18 protein-coding genes are annotated in these 18,745 nt (G+C 63.3%); 2 read left to right on the top strand and 16 right to left on the bottom strand.

The window, feature by feature from the left end; all coding sequences use genetic code 11:
* Window positions 1-143: 143 nt before the first annotated feature.
* The 13 genes from ACK1U9_RS20580 to ACK1U9_RS20520 all read right to left on the bottom strand — a co-directional run bounded on the left by ACK1U9_RS20580 (window position 144) and on the right by ACK1U9_RS20520 (window position 11,308).
* Window positions 144-779, bottom strand: coding sequence for a TetR/AcrR family transcriptional regulator (locus tag ACK1U9_RS20580; protein WP_003260720.1), 636 nt, complete (start codon window positions 777-779; stop codon window positions 144-146).
* 530 nt (window positions 780-1,309) lie between these two features.
* The gene (locus ACK1U9_RS20575; protein ID WP_046616993.1) at window positions 1,310-2,092 is read right to left on the bottom strand and encodes a TatD family hydrolase; all 783 of its coding nucleotides are present in this window, start codon (window positions 2,090-2,092) and stop codon (window positions 1,310-1,312) included.
* Between the two features lie 30 nt (window positions 2,093-2,122).
* Window positions 2,123-3,109, bottom strand: a complete 987-nt coding sequence (locus ACK1U9_RS20570; protein ID WP_085601469.1) for a DNA polymerase III subunit delta' — start codon at window positions 3,107-3,109, stop codon at window positions 2,123-2,125.
* Complete coding sequence (gene tmk / locus ACK1U9_RS20565; RefSeq protein WP_046616995.1) at window positions 3,102-3,734, bottom strand: dTMP kinase; 633 nt, start codon at window positions 3,732-3,734, stop codon at window positions 3,102-3,104. The genes ACK1U9_RS20570 and tmk overlap by 8 nt, the downstream gene beginning before the upstream one ends.
* Window positions 3,735-3,743: 9 nt before the next feature.
* Window positions 3,744-4,952 (bottom strand): endolytic transglycosylase MltG, encoded by a 1,209-nt coding sequence (gene mltG, locus ACK1U9_RS20560; RefSeq protein ID WP_085601468.1) that lies wholly within the window; start codon window positions 4,950-4,952, stop codon window positions 3,744-3,746.
* A 4-nt stretch (window positions 4,953-4,956) separates the two neighbouring features.
* Entirely contained in the window at window positions 4,957-5,772 is an 816-nt protein-coding gene (pabC, locus tag ACK1U9_RS20555) for an aminodeoxychorismate lyase (protein ID WP_153671234.1), read from the bottom strand.
* On the bottom strand, window positions 5,772-7,016 hold the full coding sequence (gene fabF / locus ACK1U9_RS20550; protein ID WP_015269411.1) for a beta-ketoacyl-ACP synthase II: 1,245 nt from the start codon (window positions 7,014-7,016) through the stop codon (window positions 5,772-5,774). The genes pabC and fabF overlap by 1 nt, the downstream gene beginning before the upstream one ends.
* A gap of 188 nt (window positions 7,017-7,204) precedes the next feature.
* Window positions 7,205-7,441 carry an acyl carrier protein gene (acpP, locus tag ACK1U9_RS20545; RefSeq protein WP_013971576.1) on the bottom strand — a complete coding sequence of 79 codons (237 nt, stop codon included), beginning with the start codon at window positions 7,439-7,441 and terminating at the stop codon, window positions 7,205-7,207.
* Between the two features lie 203 nt (window positions 7,442-7,644).
* Window positions 7,645-8,385 (bottom strand): 3-oxoacyl-ACP reductase FabG, encoded by a 741-nt coding sequence (fabG, locus tag ACK1U9_RS20540; RefSeq protein ID WP_003247160.1) that lies wholly within the window; start codon window positions 8,383-8,385, stop codon window positions 7,645-7,647.
* Window positions 8,386-8,400: 15 nt separating this feature from the next.
* Window positions 8,401-9,339, bottom strand: a complete 939-nt coding sequence (gene fabD, locus ACK1U9_RS20535) for an ACP S-malonyltransferase (RefSeq protein WP_080958534.1) — start codon at window positions 9,337-9,339, stop codon at window positions 8,401-8,403.
* Window positions 9,340-9,570: 231 nt separating this feature from the next.
* A complete protein-coding gene (gene plsX / locus ACK1U9_RS20530; protein ID WP_153671232.1) occupies window positions 9,571-10,581 on the bottom strand; it encodes a phosphate acyltransferase PlsX in 1,011 nt (336 codons plus the stop codon).
* A 3-nt stretch (window positions 10,582-10,584) separates the two neighbouring features.
* Entirely contained in the window at window positions 10,585-10,767 is a 183-nt protein-coding gene (gene rpmF, locus ACK1U9_RS20525; protein ID WP_010223221.1) for a 50S ribosomal protein L32, read from the bottom strand.
* A gap of 13 nt (window positions 10,768-10,780) precedes the next feature.
* The gene (locus ACK1U9_RS20520; protein ID WP_012313431.1) at window positions 10,781-11,308 is read right to left on the bottom strand and encodes a YceD family protein; all 528 of its coding nucleotides are present in this window, start codon (window positions 11,306-11,308) and stop codon (window positions 10,781-10,783) included.
* 96 nt (window positions 11,309-11,404) lie between these two features.
* Between ACK1U9_RS20520 and ACK1U9_RS20515 the strand changes: the two genes are divergently transcribed.
* A complete protein-coding gene (locus tag ACK1U9_RS20515; protein WP_153671231.1) occupies window positions 11,405-11,983 on the top strand; it encodes a Maf family protein in 579 nt (192 codons plus the stop codon).
* A gap of 37 nt (window positions 11,984-12,020) precedes the next feature.
* On the opposite strand, the gene sppA is transcribed toward ACK1U9_RS20515, so the two are convergent.
* From sppA to rluC, 3 genes are read right to left on the bottom strand one after another with little or no spacing between them, the layout of a single operon-like run.
* Entirely contained in the window at window positions 12,021-13,010 is a 990-nt protein-coding gene (gene sppA, locus ACK1U9_RS20510) for a signal peptide peptidase SppA (protein WP_153671230.1), read from the bottom strand.
* A gap of 6 nt (window positions 13,011-13,016) precedes the next feature.
* On the bottom strand, window positions 13,017-13,691 hold the full coding sequence (locus tag ACK1U9_RS20505; RefSeq protein ID WP_153671229.1) for an HAD family hydrolase: 675 nt from the start codon (window positions 13,689-13,691) through the stop codon (window positions 13,017-13,019).
* 3 nt (window positions 13,692-13,694) lie between these two features.
* The gene (rluC, locus tag ACK1U9_RS20500) at window positions 13,695-14,651 is read right to left on the bottom strand and encodes a 23S rRNA pseudouridine(955/2504/2580) synthase RluC (RefSeq protein WP_013971570.1); all 957 of its coding nucleotides are present in this window, start codon (window positions 14,649-14,651) and stop codon (window positions 13,695-13,697) included.
* Window positions 14,652-15,450: 799 nt separating this feature from the next.
* On the opposite strand from rluC, the gene rne reads away from it, so the two are divergent.
* The gene (rne, locus tag ACK1U9_RS20495) at window positions 15,451-18,738 is read left to right on the top strand and encodes a ribonuclease E (protein ID WP_153671228.1); all 3,288 of its coding nucleotides are present in this window, start codon (window positions 15,451-15,453) and stop codon (window positions 18,736-18,738) included.
* The last annotated feature ends 7 nt before the right edge of the window (window positions 18,739-18,745 follow it).

Genomic DNA, 18,745 nt, shown 5'->3' with positions numbered 1-18,745 from the left:
CACCTCTGGCATTCAGCTTGCCATTCACCGCTCTCACTTCAGATTCTAATCCCCTCTCAAGACACAAGCTGGCTTGCCTGCGATGGCCGCAAAGCGGCCCCAATAACGCTGACTGGCAGGCTTCAGGGAAAGCCTGCACTATCTCAGTTGGAAGGTTCGGGGTCGCGCTTGCGCTTGTTGCCCATGCGCACGCCGATGTCCATCAGGAACTGGAAGAAGCCTTCCTGATCCTCCAGCACATTGCTCCAGAACGGCGAGTGGTACAGCGCCACGGCGCCGTGCACCAGCGCCCAGGCAGCGCAATAATGGAAATACGGCGGCACGTCCTCGAGCTTGCCTTCGCTGATACGGCCCTTGATCAGCTGGGTCAGGCGGTCGAAATTGGAGGCACGGATGCTGTGCAGCTGTTCGACCATTTCCGGTACCTGGTTGCCCTTGACCACCTTTTCTTCCAGGCGGTCGAACAGCCGGTACCGCTGCGGATCGCGCATGCGGAACTCGAAGTAGGCTCGCGACAGGGCTTCCTTGTCGCGGTCGACGTCGGCCGAATGCAACAGCGCGTTCAGGTCGCGCTCGTAATCGAGCATCAGGCGCAGGTAGATCTCCGCCTTGGACTTGAAGTGCTTGTAGATCGTGCCTTTGCCGATGCCCACGGCGTCAGCGATCATCTCGACGGTGACGCTGTCTTCCCCCTGTTCGAGAAACAGTTTGAGCGCGGTGTCGAGGATTTCCTGTTCGCGACGGCGAAACTCACGGACCTTACGAGGTTCTTTCTGCATAGGAAGGACTGGATGACAATCGAAGCGGTTTATTATGCCTAACTTGCAAGAAATTGCACGGATCATCCACGCATGTCTGTGTTTCACGATGCTTACGGCCATGCGATGCGGGAGGAATGAAACGTTGGCGTATTCCAAATCTGTTTAAAAAACGATCAATATGCACTGGCACTGCGCCAAAGCTGGCCAATACTTGAAGTGTTGGCGCGGCGCATCCCCCCAAGTGGCGCGCCGATAAAGGTGCTCAGGGACCGCGTACCTTTGTTTTACTCCTAATGGTCTTAACCCGGATTCCCCCCCCAGAACCCGGGTTTTTTTTGCTTACGTGACGGGCCGCCCACTCGAGGCTCGTGCTGAGCTTTTGATCTTGCTCTGGCTTTTGATCTTGCTTTTGATCTTGATCTTCGCGACTTCAGGAGGCCGAACGAAGTCGCAATCGGCGGCGTCTGAACTATCGCGCGCTTAAAAGCAAAAGCCGAAACAAGAGCAAGAGCAAGAGCGCTCAGGCGTTGTATTGTGAATAGTTGCTGTCAGGCCACCCGCGCCAACGGGAACAAGCGCTTGAAGTTGGCAGTGGTCTGTTCGGCCAATTGCTCATAACTGGCCCCGCGCAACGAAGCCACATACTCGGCCACCTCACGCACGTACTGCGGCAGGTTCGGCTTGCCCCGATGCGGGATCGGCGCCAGATACGGCGAATCCGTTTCCACCAGCAGCCGATCGACCGGTACCTGCCGCGCCACTTCACGCAGGGCATCGGCATTGCGGAAGGTAACGATGCCAGACAACGAAATGTAATACCCCAGGTCCAGCGCCGCCTTGGCCATGTCCCAGTCTTCGGTGAAGCAGTGCAGCACGCCGGCCTGCGGCAGGTTGGCCTCGCGCAGCAGCGCCAGGGTATCGGCACGCGCCGCACGGGTATGCACGATCACCGGTTTGCCGGTCTGCCGCGAGGCCTCCAGATGCAGGCGGAACGAGGCTTGCTGCAGCTCGGCTGCTTCCGGCTCGTAGTGGTAATCCAGCCCGGTTTCACCAATCGCCACCACATGTGGGTGAGCGAGTTCGCGCAGCAGCCATTCCAGCGCCGGCGTTTCGCCCGGCGCAAGATCCAGCGGGTGCACGCCCACCGAGCAATCGACATCGGCGTAGCGCTCGCTCAGCGCCTTAACCGCACCAGCATTCTCGGCGCTGACGCCAATACACAGGAAATGCCCGACCCCGCGCTCACGCGCCGCCTGCAGGGCAGCATCGAGGGAGCCCTGGTGGGCGCTCAGGTCCAGACGGTCAAGATGGCAATGGGAATCTACAAGCATGGGATAACGGCACACATGAAAAAATGAAAATCAGCGGGCGCCCGGCAACTGCAGCCAGTGGGCCAGCAGCGATTCAAGCAGCAGGGCGCGGTTGAGGTTGGCCTTGCCCAGCACCTTCTGGCGCTGCTCCAGGATCCACGCCTGCACCTCCAGCACCTTGGCCTGACGGCTCTTCTGCGCCAGGTACTGCACCACCTTGCGCATATCGGCCAAGCCTAGACCCTCCTCGTCCTGGGTCAATTGGTAGCGCAGGATCAGATGCGCCCAATCGCAGAACCAGTCGAACAGCAGCAACAGCGGCACGCCGTTCCAGGCATCGGCCAGCTGGCTGGGCGATTGCTGCTGCTTCAGCAGCTTCTTCACCCCGTCGGTGACCAGCGCGCGCTGCTCGCGCACGCCTTGGGCCTGCAAGCTGACCGCCATCAGCGGCGAACCGGCAGCCAGGGTCAGCAACTCGTCGCGCTCGGCCTCGTCACTGTCGGGCAGCGCGCCGGCCAGCCAGGCCTGGCTCTGGGCCAGGCTGGGCTGGGGGCAGGCGACCTGCTGGCAACGGCTCTTGATGGTCGGCAACAGGCGGCTGGGCTGGTGGGTAACCAACAGCAACACGGTATCGCCGGAGGGTTCTTCGAGGCTCTTGAGCAGGGCGTTGGAGGCGTTGACGTTCATCGCTTCCACCGGCTCGATCAGTACCACCTTGCGCCCACCCAACTGCGCGGTCTGCACCACAAAGGCCACCAACTCGCGCACCTGGTCGACCTTGATCGGTTTGTCGGCTTCTTCGGGCTCGAGGACGAAGTTGTCCGGGTGGCTACCAGCCTTGAGCAGCAGGCAGGACTTGCACCCGCCACAGGCCTCCATACCCTGGGGCTGCTGGCACAGCAGGCGGGCCATCAGGCGCTCGGCCAGGGCCCGCTTGCCGATACCCTGCGGCCCATGCAGCAGGTAGGCGTGAGCGTGCTGGCTGCGACCGGCCAGTTGCTGCCAGAGGGCCTGCTGCCAGGGATAGGCCTCAGCCACGGCAACGCTCCACGATGCCTGGTAGCAACGCATCGATGGAGCGTTGCACGGCCTCCAGAGGTTGGGCGGCGTCGAGCAGGCTATAGCGCTGTGGTTCGCGGTTGGCGCGCTGCAGGTAGGCCTGACGCACCGCTTCGAAGAACGCCTGGCCTTCCTGCTCGAAACGGTCCAGGCGGCCGCGCGCGGCTGCGCGGGCCAGGCCCACTTCGACCGGCAGGTCGAAGACCAGGGTCAGGTCCGGGCGCAAATCGCCCTGGACGAATTGCTCCAGGGTGGCGATACGCTCGACAGGCAAACCGCGCCCGCCGCCCTGATAGGCGTATGTGGCATCGGTAAACCTGTCACACAAGACAACCGCCCCGCGGGCCAGTGCCGGCCGGATCACCTGCGCCAGGTGCTGGGCACGCGCAGCGAACACCAGCAACAGTTCGGTGTCGGCCGCCATGCTTTCATCGCTGGGCGCCAGCAGCAGCTCGCGCACCTTTTCGGCCAGCGGCGTGCCGCCGGGCTCACGGGTCAGCACCACGTCCAAACCCTGCTCGCACAGGCGCGCAGCCAGGTAGTCGCGGTTGGTGCTCTTGCCCGCGCCTTCGGGGCCTTCCAAAGTAATAAACAAGCCGCTCACAGGCAGTCCTTAATGTTGTTCGTCAGGCAGCGGCCGTTCGGCCGCTTGCGCGCCACCGGCAGGAGCGTCCTGCACAGGCGGCTGGTCGGGCGCTGGCTGCGCTGTAGATTCATCGGCAGGCGCCTCGGGCTGTTCGGCCTCGTCGACACTTGGTTGTGTTTGTGGCTGCGGCTCTGACTGCGATTGCGGCGCGGGGCTGGAACGGTAGTCCGCACGGCGCTTGAGCTGGAACTCGCGCACCGCCGAGTTGTGGTCGTCGAGGTCGTCGGAAAACACGTGGCTGCCATCGCCACGGGCGACGAAGTACAGGCTTGTGCCATCGGCCGGGTTGAGCGCCGCGTGAATCGCTTCGCGACCGACCATGGCGATCGGGGTCGGCGGCAGGCCGGTGATGGTGTAGGTGTTGTAGGGCGTCGGCTCGCGCAGGTCGGCGCGGGTGATCTTGCCGTTGTAGCGCTCACCCATGCCGTAGATCACCGTCGGGTCAGTCTGCAGCATCATGCCCAGGCGCAGGCGCCGCACGAAAACGCCGGCAATCTGCCCGCGCTCCTGGGGAATGCCGGTTTCCTTTTCTACCAGCGAGGCCATGATCAGCGCCTGGTACGGGTCACGGTATGGCAGGTCGGCTGTGCGCTCGGCCCATTCCTTGGCCAGCACTTCATCCAGGCGCATATAGGCCTGCTGCAGCAATTCGACATCGCTCATGCCGCGCACGAAGCGGTAGGTGTCCGGGAAGAAGCGCCCCTCGGGGAACACACCGGTATGGCCGAGCTTGTCCATCACTTCCGAATCGGACAGCCCATCCAGCGTGTGCTTGATCTTTTCATGCTTGGCCACGGCCGAACGCACCTGGCGGAAGGTCCAGCCTTCGACCAGGGTCAGGTTGTACTGCACCACGTCGGCCCGACGCCAGGCATCGAACAACTGCTCCACGGTCATGCCGGGGGTCAGGCGGTACTCGCCGGTGTGCAGGGGGGTGCCGGCCATGTTGAAGCGCCAGTACAGGCGCAACCAGACGGCGTCGTCGAGCAACCCTTCGTTCTGCATGCGATAGAACATGCGGTTGGGGGTGGTGCCATTGGGCACGTCGAGCAGGCGCTCCTGCGTCACGTGCAGGGGCTGCTCCAGCACCGAGTTGACCTTCCAGGCCGACCAGCCCACGGCAAGGCCGGCGAGGATCAAGCCCATTTCCAGCAGCAGCAGGAATTTACGTCTCACGAATTCAGGTTTCCAGTAACGTACGGGCAACGGCCTGCAGTTTACGGGTGAGCGGGCCCGGCGACCAGTTTAGCGCGGCAAAGCCACGCACGGGCCAGACACCGTAGACGCTGTTGCAGACAAATACTTCATCTGCCTGCTCCAGCGCGTCGAACGGCAGGTCGCAGACCTGCACCGGGATGCCCAGCAGCGCTGCCTGTTCCAGCAACGCGGCCCGCATCACGCCAGCGACGCCACAGCGGCTGAGGTCGGCCGTGAACAGCACGCCATCGCGCACCAGGAACAGATTGCTGTACACCCCTTCGATCACCCTGCCCTGCCCATCACGCATCAGGCCCTCGGCATGTTCGCTGCCCTGCCATTCGGCACGGGCCAGCACCTGCTCCAGGCGGTTGAGGTGTTTGAGGCCGGCCAGCAGCGGTTGTTCCCCAAGCCGGGTCTGGCAGGGGAACAGGCACACGCCGTGCTCGGCATGTTCGACAGGATAGCTGGGCAACGGGCTGCCCTGCAGGATACGACGCGGCGCGGCACCGGCAACCGGCGCGTAACCGCGCTGGCTGTCGCCACGAGTAAGGATGAGTTTGGCTACGCCATCACCGAGTTGGTTGGCGTAGCGCAGGAGTTCGTCGCGCACCAGCGCCAGGTCGGCATTGATCGCCAGGCGCTGGCAGCCCAGCGCCAGGCGTGCGAGATGGCCTTCCAGCAGGCTGGGCCGGCCGCCGCGCACGGCGATGGTCTCGAACAGCCCATCGCCGTAGGCCAGGCCGCGGTTCTGCAGGTTGATTGCAGCCGCCGGCTGGCCATCGATCCAGCTTTGCATCAACCGGCGAACCGGCGGAATACCAGCGAACCGTTGGTACCGCCAAAGCCGAACGAGTTGGACAGCACCACATCGATCGGCATGCTGCGCGCCTGGTGCGGTACGAAGTCGAGGTCGCAGCCCTCGTCCGGCTCGTCCAGGTTGATGGTGGGCGGAGCCATCTGGCTGTTGATCGCCAGCACGCTGAAGATCGCTTCCACGGCACCGGCGGCGCCCAGCAGGTGACCGGTCATCGACTTGGTCGAGCTGACCGCCAGCTTGTAGGCATGCTCACCGAACACGCGCTTGATCGCCGCCACTTCGGCCACGTCGCCAGCAGGGGTCGAGGTGCCATGAGCATTGATGTAGCTGACCTCTTCCGGCTGGATGCCGGCATCACGCAAGGCGTTGGCCATGCAACGGGCAGCGCCTTCGCCGGTGTCGGGTGGCGAAGTCATGTGATAGGCGTCACCGCTCATGCCGAAGCCGACCAGCTCGGCATAGATGGTCGCGCCGCGGGCCTTGGCGTGCTCCAGCTCTTCGAGCACCAGGGCACCGGCACCGTCGGAAAGCACGAAGCCGTCACGGCCCTTGTCCCACGGACGGCTGGCCCGGGTCGGCTCGTCGTTGCGAGTGGACAGCGCGCGGGAGGCACCGAAGCCGCCCATGCCCAGGCCGCAGGCGGCCATTTCGGCGCCGCCGGCGATCATCACATCGGCTTCACCGTAGGCGATGTTGCGCGCGGCCATGCCGATGCAGTGCGTACCAGTGGTGCAGGCAGTGGCAATGGCGTAGTTCGGCCCCTGCAGCCCCAGGTGGATCGACAGGAACCCGGAGATCATGTTGATGATCGAGCCCGGCACGAAGAACGGCGAAATACGACGCGGCCCCGAATCGTGCAGGGTGCGGCTGGTTTCTTCGATGTTGGTCAGGCCGCCGATACCCGAGCCCATGGCCACGCCAATACGCTGGCGGTTGGCGTCGGTGACCTCCAGGCCGGCATTACGCACCGCCTGAAACCCGGCCGCCAGGCCATACTGGATGAACAGGTCGAGCTTGCGGGCCTCTTTGGCCGACAGGTATTGCTCGACCTCGAAGCCTTTCACCGAGCCGCCAAAACGGGTGGAGTAGGCAGACAGGTCCGTGTGTTCGATCGGACCGATGCCACTGCGGCCAGCCAGAATGCCCTGCCAGGTGCTCGGTACATCAGTACCCAGTGGCGACAGCATACCCATACCGGTGACCACGACGCGTCTACGCGACACAGTACTCTCCTTTTCTAATGACAGAGTTTCTTGCCATTGCATTCAAGCAATGGAATGAAATGGCAACAAGCTCTTGGTACCCGGTGAACGAGACCGACCTGCAAAACGCAGGGTGCTCGCAAAGAAAAAACCGCACGCCGGCAAAGGCAGTGCGGTTTTTCCCGACAAGAAGCGTCGACTACAGCGTCTTAGGCCTGGTGGGCTTTGACGTAGTCTACGGCAGCTTGAACGGTAGTGATCTTCTCGGCTTCTTCGTCAGGGATTTCGGTCTCGAATTCCTCTTCCAGAGCCATCACCAGCTCAACGGTGTCAAGCGAATCGGCACCCAGGTCATCGACGAAGGACTTCTCGAGAGTCACTTCCTCTTCCTTGACGCCCAGTTGCTCGGCGACGATTTTCTTGACGCGTTCTTCGATGGTGCTCATACCTAGTTTTCACTCCTAATGGACATATGTCAGGCAGCTGGCCGGTGGCTAATTTTATAGAAAGACGTTCGCTTTTCAAGCTAAACGCACCTTCACACCAGTCACCACACCCGCTGCCTGGAATCTGGTTGCAGCTTTATAACGGATTTTAGGCTCGCAGTATGACTCTTTTTTTACGAAATCCGTCACATTGAGTTGCAGTATTACATGTACATCCCGCCGTTGACCGGCACGGTGGCGCCGGTTACGTAGGCTGCGCCGTCGGATGCCAGGAACGAAACCACCTTGGCGATTTCGTCGGCCTGGCCCAGGCGGCCCAGCGGGATCTGGGTCTGCAGGGCTTCGCGCTGCGCTTCTGGCAGCTCGCGGGTCATGTCGGTGTCAATGAAGCCCGGGGTCACCGAGTTGACAGTGATGCCACGCGAGCCCACTTCACGCGCCAGGGCGCGGCTGAAGCCTTCCAGGCCGGCCTTCGCGGCCGCGTAGTTGGCCTGGCCAGCGTTGCCCATGGCACCGACGACCGAGCCGATGCTGATGATACGACCCCAACGTGCCTTGGTCATGCCACGCAGCACACCCTTGGACAGACGGTAGAGGCTGTTCAGGTTGGTATCGATCACATCGAACCACTCGTCGTCCTTCATGCGCAGCATGAGGTTGTCACGGGTAATACCGGCGTTGTTGACCAGGATGGCCGGTGCGCCGAACTGCTCGCCGATGGCGGCCAGCACAGCTTCAACCGATTCGGCGCTGGTCACGTTCAATTCCATGCCGGTACCGGTGATGCCGTGTTCTTTCAGGGTGGCAGCAATACGCTCGGCGCCGGAAGCCGAAGTGGCGGTGCCGATCACGGTCGCGCCCTGGCGGCCCAGCTCGAGGGCGATGGCCTGGCCAATGCCACGGCTGGCGCCGGTGACCAGTGCAACTTTACCTTGCAGGCTCATGCAAGCTTCTCCAAATCAGGCCAGTGCCGCGCGGGTGGCGGCGACGGCGTCAGGGGTATTGAGGTTGTAGGTGGTCACGCCATCGGCGCAACGCTTGTTCAGGCCGGCGAGGACCTTGCCCGGGCCGCACTCGACCAGGTTGACCGCACCGTTGGCGGCCAGGGTCTGCACGCACTCGACCCAGCGCACTGGCTGGTACAGCTGCGCCAGCAGGTCGTGCTTGAGAGCATCGAGGTCGGCAGCTACTGCGGCAGTAACGTTCTGCACCACCGGAATTTGCGGAGCCTTCCACTCGATGGCGTTGACCGCGTCGGCAAAGCGCTCGGCAGCAGGCTTCATCAGCGCGCAGTGCGACGGCACGCTGACCGCCAGCGGCAGGGCGCGCTTGGCACCCTTGGCCTTGCACAGCTCGATGGCGCGATCGACGGCGGCCTTGTTGCCGGCGATGACCACCTGGCCTGGCGAGTTGAAGTTGACCGCGCTGACCACCTGGTCTTCGGCCGCTTCGGCGCAGATTTCCACGACCACGGCGTCGTCCAGGCCGAGAATGGCGGCCATGGCGCCATGGCCGGCTGGCACGGCTTCCTGCATCAGCTGGCCACGGCGCTCGACCAGGCGCACGGCATCTTTCAGGCTCAGGCTGCCGGCGGCAACCAGGGCACTGTATTCACCCAGGCTGTGGCCAGAGACGAAGGCCGGCCTGGCACCGCCCTCTTCCAGCCACAGGCGCCACAGCGCGATGGACGCGGTGAGGATGGCCGGCTGGGTCTTGTCGGTCTGGTTGAGTTGCTCTTCCGGGCCTTCCTGGACCAGCTTCCACAGGTCGTAACCGAGTGCCTCGGACGCTTCCTTGAAGGTTTCGATGATCACTGGCTTCTCGGCGCCGAGCTCGGCGAGCATGCCCAGCGACTGGGAACCTTGACCGGGAAAGACGAATGCGAGAGATGCAGACATTGAACAAGCCCTTATGATCTTGTCGTCGGATAGGGTGCGCCAGGCCCTGGGCCAGGCGCGGAATCTGAAAGCTTGGATGAAGACGCAGACCAAGCGGTCACATTTAAGCACTTCATCGTCGATATGCCTAAGGCCTTTATTCCTTCGGCACTGGCCCTTTCGCGGGTAAACCCGCTCCCGCAGGGTTACCACAGGCCTGAACAAGTTTGCCCGCGAACGGGCCGGCACAGGCTACAACAGCAGGTCCTCGAGCCGCCCATGCAAGCGCTGCGGCAGGTTTTCCTGGATCTCGATCAACGCCCGCTGGATGGCACTCTGGAAGCCCTGCACCCCCGCCGAACCATGGCTCTTGATGACAATGCCCTGCAACCCCAGGAAACTCGCGCCATTGTGCCGCGCCGGTGCGAGGTCGGCCTGCAGGCGCTTGAGCAGCGGCATGGCCACAGCTCCGGCTGCCCGCGACAACACGCCCCCCTTGAACAACTGCTCGATGCGCGCGCCGATCATCGTCGCCAACCCCTCGCTCGACTTGAGCAGGATGTTGCCGACGAACCCGTCGCACACAACCACATCGGCTTCGCCGCGATACAACCCGTCACCTTCGACGAAGCCTATGTAGTTGAGCCCGCGGGCATTCTGCAACAGGCTGGCCGCCAGCTTGACCTGCTGGTTGCCCTTGATGTCCTCGGTACCGATGTTCAGCAGTGCCACACGCGGCCGCTGCACGCCCAGGGCCTGGGCGGCCACCGAGCCCATCACCGCGAACTGGTAGAGGTTCTCGGCGCTGCAGTCGACGTTGGCACCAAGGTCGAGCAACTGGCAGTAACCGGTCTGGGTCGGGATCGCCGCCACCATGGCCGGCCGGTCGATACCCGGCAGTGTCTTGAGCACGAAACGCGAGAGCGCCATCAGCGCCCCGGTATTGCCGGCGCTGACGCAAGCCTGCGCCTTGCCGTCACGTACCAGTTCGAGGGCGATGCGCATCGACGAGTCCGGCTTGCCGCGCAACGCCTGGGATGGCCGCTCGTCCATGCCGATCACCTCGCTGGCGGCCACGATTTGCAGGCGCGCGCGATCCGCAGCCGCAAGGCCGCTGACAAGATCTTCAAGGAGGGAGGGTTGACCGACGAGGGTCAGCTGCAGCGAGGGGGTAGCCGAAAGGCAGGCAATGCTAGCCTGGACAATGCTGCGGGGACCGAAGTCCCCGCCCATTGCGTCGATCGCGATGATCTGAGCGGACAAGGATTACTCGTCAGCGCCCTTGTCGATCACTTTGCGACCACGGTATACGCCTTCTGGCGAAACGTGGTGACGCAGGTGTACTTCACCGGTGGTTTTCTCTACCGACAGCGCGTTTTCCGACAGGGCGTCGTGCGAACGGCGCATGTCACGGGCAGAGCGGGATTTTTTGTTCTGCTGAACAGCCATAATTGATTAACTCCTAAACGTTTGGGTCACGCTTTAACTGCGCCAAAACACTGAACGGGTTGGACCGCGATACCTCGTCCTTGCTCGATTCGGGCTCGTCTGCGCCCGCCGGCTGCTGGCATTCTTCCGGATGATGAGCAGGCACGATTGGCAAGGCGAGCAAAAGCTCCTCTTCGATCAATGCCTGCAGATCCAAAGGATCTTCGCCCAGTTCCAGCACGTCATAGCCTTTCGGCAACGACTGGGTATTCGCACCCTCCTTCACCACAGCGTATGTACATTCGCTGTGGATCGGCAGGGTGACCAGCTCAAGACAACGCTGGCAAACCATCTTGACTTCGACGTCCAGCTCGCTGTGGATAACCACCACGTGCTGTTCATCTCGTTCAAAATCGAACTTCGCCTGCACCGTACCGACATTGTCGGAAAGCGGGTCGCAGAGTCTTTCCAAATCAGCGAGCTGCAGCGAACCGTTAAGGGTTACGCCACGATCGGCTAATTTGCGCGGGTCAACGTGAGGTGGAATCGGGTCATTCAACATAGGCGCAGCATTCTAGGGATGCCCCCCGCCCCTGTCAAAGGAAATTCGGCGGCATCGTGCGTGATAGAATTTGTTCAACCGAATCAGGAGTCTACCATGCTTCCTCTGTTACTGGCTTCCAGCTCTACCTACCGCCGCGAACTGCTCGCGCGCCTGCGCCTGCCCTTCACCTGGGCAAGCCCCGATATAGACGAGCGGCGCCTGGACGACGAACCGGCGGTGGAACTGGTGCGCCGGCTGGCCAGGCAAAAAGCCGAGGCTCTGGCGGGCAGCCACCCCGGGCACCTGATCATCGGCTCGGACCAGGTTGCGGTGCTGGGCGAGCAGGTACTGGGCAAGCCGCACACCTTCGAGCGGGCCTGCGAGCAGCTGCTGGAGTGCAGCGGGCAGCAGGTAAGCTTTCTGACCGGGCTGGCATTGCTGAACAGCGCCACCGGGCACTGCCAGGTGGACTGCGTGCCGTTTACCGTGACCCTGCGCGAACTGGACCGGGAGCGAGTGGAACGCTATGTGACGGCAGAACAGCCGCTGGACTGTGCCGGCAGCTTCAAGGCCGAGGGGCTGGGAGTGAGCCTGTTCCAGAGCACGCACGGGTGCGATGCGACCAGCCTGATCGGGCTGCCGCTGATTCGGCTGGTGGACATGCTGACCAAGGAAGGCGTGGTGATTCCCTGAAGATTCGGGGCCGCGCTGCGACCCCGGCAATCCCGGATCAGCGCAACTGCGGCCCCTGGAACCCCATCCACATCGCCAGGCGCTCGGCAACACTGGCCCCCACACGCTTGGAGAAGCGATCGAACGCCGACTCCTGCACGGTGAAGTCCACCAGTTCCTTCTCGCCCACGATTTCGCGCGCCACATAGCTGGCACTGCCCAGCCCATCCACCAGGCCCAACTCCTTGGCCTGCTCGCCCGACCAGATCAGGCCACTGAACAGCTCCGGATGCTCCTTGTCCTTCAGGCGTTCGCCCCGCCCCTGCTTGACCATGGCGATGAACTGCTGGTGCGTGGTATTCAGCACGCCCTGCCAGAACTTGGTCTCTTCCGGCTTCTGCGGCGAGAACGGATCGAGAAAGGCCTTGTGCTCGCCTGCAGTGTAGGTACGCCGCTCCACACCCAGCTTCTCCATGGTGCCGACAAAGCCATAACCGGCTGCGGTCACACCAATCGAGCCCACCAGGCTGGCCTTGTCGGCATAGATCTCGTCCGCCGCACTGGCGATGTAGTAGGCACCGGAAGCGCCAAGGTCGGCGATGACCGCATACAGCTTGATGGCCGGGTATTCGGCCCGCAGACGGCGGATTTCGTCATACACGTAACCCGACTGTACCGGGCTGCCTCCCGGGCTGTTGATGCGCATCACCACAGCCTTGGTCTTGCTGTCCTTGAACGCCTCGCGCAGGCTCTTGACGATATTGTCGGCGCTGGCCGGCTCCTGGTCGGCAATCACCCCGCGCACCTCGACCAGCGCGGTATGGCTGGCACTGCGCGACGCAGCCTTGTCCATGTCCATCAACGGTGTGAATAGAATCAGGATGCCGAACAGGTAGACGAAGGTCAGCAACTTGAAGAAGATCCCCCAGCGTCGCGCCCGGCGCTGCTCCTGAACACCTGCCAGCAGGGTCTTTTCCAGTAGCTTCCAGCTTTTGCGCTCTTCGCGCTCCTCGGGTTCGGCCTCGGGGGCTTTCCATTCGTCTGCCATGCTTACCTACCTTGGAAATGGAATTGCGGAACCACCCAGCCACTCGCGCAACTGGGAAAAATGATCGATGCATACCTGCGGGCCAAACTCGGCCAGCGCCTGCAGCGACATGGCACCATAGCCCACGGCCACCGAATGCATGCCGGCATTGCTGGCCATCTGCAGGTCAAATGCCGAATCGCCAACCATCAACGCACGCCCCGGTTCGACACCGCAATAACCGAGGATTTCCTCGAGCATCAGCGGGTGCGGCTTGCCGCGGGTCTCGTCGGCGGCGCGAGTGATGTCGAAAAACTGCTCCCAGCCATTGGCCTTGAGCACCCGGTCCAGCCCGCGACGCGCCTTGCCGGTGGCCACCGCCAGGCGGTAACCCTCGGCACGGAAGGCATCCAGCGACTCGACCACTCCCTCGAACAGCGGCGAGGGCTGCTGGTCCAGGGCCATGTAGATATCTGCATAGTGCTGACGAAAGCTTTCGACCTGAGCAGGCGCCAGGTGCGGGTACAGGGTGTGGATCGCCTCGCCGAGGGCCAGACCGATGATGCCCTTGACCGCATCCTCGCTGCTTTGCACCTCACCGGCACGCTCGGCGGCGGCATTCATCGCCTCGACGATACGCCCGATCGAGTCAGCCAAGGTGCCGTCCCAGTCGAAGATCAGTAGCTCGTAGCCTTTTTTCATGGATCAGGACGCACTCAGACGTTCAACGGTTTTCGCCCAGACTTCATCCACCGGCGCCTCGAGCTTCAATTCGCCACCATCCGGCAGCGGCACGGTCAGCGCGTAGGCATGCAGGAACAGGCGCTTGCCGCCCAAGTCGCGAATTTCACGGCTGAAATCTTCGTCGCCGTACTTGCTGTCGCCAGCGATCATATGCCCGGCATGCAGGGTGTGCACGCGGATCTGGTGGGTACGTCCAGTGATCGGGCGCGCCTCGACAATGGTGGCGAACTCGCCGAAGCGGCGCAGCACGCGGAACAGGGTCAGTGCCTCCTTGCCCTCGTCGTTCACCTCGACCATGCGCTCACCGGAACGCAGGTTGCTCTTGAGCAACGGCGCACTGACCTGCTTCTTCGAGGTCGGCCAATGGCCGCGCACCAGCGCCATGTAGCGCTTGTCGACACCGTCGCCACGCAGCGCGGCATGCAGGTGACGCAGCATGCTGCGCTTCTTGGCGATCATCAGCAGGCCGGAGGTGTCACGGTCCAGTCGGTGCACCAGTTCCAGTTCCTTGGCATCCGGGCGCAGTTGGCGCAGCGCCTCGATCACGCCGAAGCTCAGACCACTGCCGCCATGCACGGCGATGCCCGCCGGCTTGTTCATCACGATTAGCGCCTTGTCTTCGTAGACGATGGCCGCTTCCAGGCGCTGCAACAGGCCTTGGGCCACCGGCGCCGGTTCGTCACGTTCCGGCAGGCGGACGGGCGGTACCCGCACGATGTCACCGGCCTGGATCTTGTACTCCGGCTTGACGCGGCCCTTGTTGACCCGCACTTCACCCTTGCGCAGGATGCGGTACACCAGGGTCTTGGGCACGCCCTTGAGGGCCGTGATGAGAAAATTGTCGATGCGTTGGCCGGCAAGCTCCGGCGCGACTTCGATCAGCTGAACGCCGGAAGTCGGAGGGGTATTGGTCGTCATGGCGGGATCATAACAATTTTTTATGGAATTGAAGCACTTAATCATTGCTGCTATAGTCGCGAACGCCGCCAAAAGCGGCAGGCCAGCGGCACCAGGCTCCTAGCCGGCCCCTGACCAACGCAATTCTGCAGGACGCGAGGCCGTCCTACGGGGTTTTCGCCAGTTTACCGAATTGCCTGGAATCGCCACCAGCGCTGTGTAGAGAAGACCGAAAAAAAACGACAAGTGCGGTGTTTCACCTGCTTACCCGATTCTTTTCGCTGCACCTCTGCCCGCCCCGTCGCTTCCACGCAACGCCCGGCGAATGCTTCGGAAATACCTGCCTTGGACATGAATGGCGCCAGCGCAGAACCTGCGCTGGCGAAAAATGCAACCCGTTGCGGATTCAGCGCGCGGCAGCACCCGAATTATCAGGGATACGTGCAGGGTGGAGATGCACAGCCCTCGGACCGTGTAGCACCGCGTCCGGCCCACCAGCCCACTGAACGGCTGGCGAGCGGATAAGGTCCTGAACAGATGCCCCCGGGCGTCCACGGCTGACGGTTGATTCCTCCTCCTGACTGAGTGCACAAGGCCCGCTTGGTTGATTCGGATTCCAATTCGAAGCCACCGGGGCCTTGTTGGCACCGCAGCAAACAGGACGCGTCGTCGCGACAACGGCAGGCTGGGCAACCGGCTGGTGCCGAACGTCGCTCGACACGGGGGTGGCCCGGCCACCCTTTGCGCACCTTGGCACCGACCATGAGACGTCGTGTGTGCCGAACGCCGTTTCCGGCAGCCCGGAAACCGACGGTACAACATGAAAAGAATGCTGATTAACGCAACTCAACCCGAAGAGTTGCGTGTAGCCCTGGTGGACGGCCAACGTCTCTACGACCTGGACATCGAGTCCGGCGCGCGCGAGCAGAAAAAGGCCAACATCTACAAAGGCAAGATCACCCGCATCGAACCCAGCCTCGAAGCCGCCTTCGTCGACTTCGGTTCCGAACGTCACGGCTTCCTGCCGCTGAAAGAAATCTCCCGCGAATACTTCAAGAAAACCCCCGAAGGGCGGGTCAACATCAAGGAAGTACTGAGCGAAGGCCAGGAAGTCATCGTCCAGGTCGAGAAGGAAGAGCGTGGCAACAAAGGCGCCGCCCTCACCACCTTCATCAGCCTGGCCGGCCGCTACCTGGTGCTGATGCCGAACAACCCGCGCGCTGGCGGCATTTCCCGCCGCATCGAAGGCGAAGAGCGCAACGAACTGCGTGAAGCCCTGAACGGCCTGACCGTGCCGGGCGACATGGGCCTGATCGTGCGCACTGCCGGCCTTGGCCGCAGCAGTGAAGAAATGCAGTGGGACCTCGACTACCTGCTGCAACTGTGGACCGCCATCAAGGAAGCGTCCCAGGACCGCGCCGCGCCATTCCTGATCTACCAGGAAAGCAACGTCATCATCCGCGCCATCCGCGACTACCTGCGCCAGGACATCGGTGAAGTGCTGATCGACAGCATCGATGCCCAGGAAGAAGCCCTGACCTTCATCCGCCAGGTGATGCCGCAGTACGCCAGCAAGGTCAAGCTGTACGAAGACAGCGTGCCGCTGTTCAACCGTTTCCAGATCGAAAGCCAGATCGAGACCGCCTTCCAGCGCGTGGTCGACCTGCCGTCCGGCGGTTCGATCGTGATCGACCCGACCGAAGCCCTGGTGTCCATCGACATCAACTCGGCGCGCGCCACAAAAGGCAGCGACATCGAAGAAACCGCCCTGCAGACCAACCTGGAAGCGGCCGAGGAAATCGCCCGCCAGCTGCGCCTGCGTGACATCGGCGGCCTGATCGTCATCGACTTCATCGACATGACCCCGGCGAAAAACCAGCGCGCCGTCGAAGAACGTGTTCGCGAGTGCCTGGAAGCCGACCGTGCCCGCGTCCAGGTCGGCCGCATTTCTCGCTTCGGCCTGCTGGAAATGTCCCGTCAGCGCCTGCGCCCGTCGCTGGGCGAAAGCAGCGGCATCGTCTGCCCACGCTGCTCCGGCACCGGCATCATCCGTGACGTCGAATCGCTGTCGCTGGCCATCCTGCGCCTGATCGAAGAAGAGGCCCTGAAGGACCGCACCGCCGAAGTTCGTGCCCAGGTGCCGATCCCGGTGGCTGCCTTCCTGCTCAACGAGAAGCGCAACTCGATCACCAAGATCGAACTGCGCACCCGTGCGCGCATCATCATCCTGCCGAACGATCACCTGGAAACCCCGCACTTCGAAGTCCAGCGCCTGCGCGACGACAACCCGGAAGTGCTGAACAACCAGTCCAGCTACGAGATCGCCGCCGCCGAAGCCGAAGAAGCACCGCAACCGACCGCCACCCGCACCCTGGTTCGCCAGGAAGCCGCAGTCAAGACCGCCCCGGCCCGCGCCAACGCGCCGGTGCCGGCCACTGTCGAAGAGCAGCAGCCTGCCGCACCGGTCGCCCCTGCCCCGGTCGCCCCGGAGCCAAGCCTGTTCAAGGGCCTGGTGAAGTCGCTGGTAAGCCTGTTCGCCGGCAAGGAAGAGCCTGCCGCCGCGCCGGTTGTCACCGCCGCCGAGAAGCCAGCCGCCGAGCGTAGCCCACGCAACGAAGAACGCCGCAACGGCCGCCAGCAGAGCCGCAACCGCAACGGCCGCCGCGACGAAGAGCGCAAACCACGTGAAGAGCGTGCCGAGCGCGCACCTCGTGAAGAACGAGCGCCACGCGAAGAACGAGCCCCACGCGAAGAGCGTGCACCACGTGAAGAACGCGCCCCACGCGAAGAGCGTGCACCGCGTGAAGAACGTGCACCACGCCAGCCACGCGAAGACCGCCGTGGCAACCGTGGCGAAGAGCGCGTGCGTGAACTGCGTGAACCACTGGACGCTACCCCTGCCGAGCGCGAGGAACGTCAGCCGCGCGAGGAACGTGTGGCCCGTGAAGAACGTGCTCCACGCGAAGAACGCGCCCCACGTGAAGAGCGCGCACCTCGCGAAGAACGCGCCCCGCGTGAAGAGCGTGCTCCACGTGAAGAACGCGCACCGCGTGAAGAACGCGCACCGCGTGAAGAACGCGCACCTCGCGAAGAACGTGCCCCACGTGAAGAGCGCGCACCTCGTGAAGAACGTGCTCCACGCGAAGAACGTGCCCCTCGCCCACCACGTGAAGAGCGTCAGCCACGCGCAGCCGAAGAAGCCGCCGAGCAGGCTGCCGAGCTGGCCGAAGAGCAACTGCCGAACGAAGAGCTGCTGCAGGACGAACAGGAAGGCAACGATGGCGAGCGCCCACGCCGCCGTTCCCGTGGCCAGCGTCGTCGCAGCAACCGTCGTGAGCGTCAGCGCAACGCCAACGGCGAGCTGATCGATGGCAGCGAGGAAGAAGGCAGCGAAGAGCAGCCTCAACCGCATCAGGCCACCGAGCTGGGTGCCGAACTGGCCGCCGGCCTGGCCGTGACTGCCGCTGTCGCCAGCAGCAACATCAGTGCCGACGCTGAAGCACAGGCCAACCAGCAGGCCGAGCTTGCCACTGCCGAGGTCGCCGCCGTAGCGGAAACCGACAACAGCGAAGTCGCCCAGCCGGTCGAGAAGATCGAAGCTGCTGCCAAAGCTGAAGAAGTGGCCGTGGCCCCCGTGGTCGAGCTGCCGGTCAGCGAGCCTGTGGCCGTGGTCGAGGCAACTGCCGAGCCAGTGGTCGAAGTCACTCCGCAGCCAGTGGTCGAGCAAGCACCTGCTGCCGAACCGGTAGTGGTTGCCGAAGCAGCGGTAGAAGCACCTGCCGTCGAGGCCGGTGAAATCGAGCAGGCCCCAGCCGTGGCCGAAGCCGCTCCGGTTGCCGAGCAACCTGCCCCGGTTGTCGAAGCCCAGCCAGAAGTGGTGGCCGAGCCTGCACCAGTGGCCGTCGAACCTGCACCGGTCGAAGCCCCTGCGGCGGTGGAACCCGCCACTGTTATCCTGGCCAACGGCCGTGCGCCGAACGACCCGCGTGAAGTGCGTCGCCGCAAGCGTGAGGCCGAGGCTGCCGCCAAAGCCGCACAGGAAGCTGCTGCAGCCACCGAGGAGCCAGCCCTGGAAGCCACCGATGAGCAAAAGCCTCATCACGGTTGATAGCCAA

This window comes from Pseudomonas sp. XP1 (genome assembly GCF_053557675.1).
The sequence above is the reverse complement of the archived record's forward strand: the minus strand, read 5'-3'. Positions and strand labels throughout refer to the sequence as shown.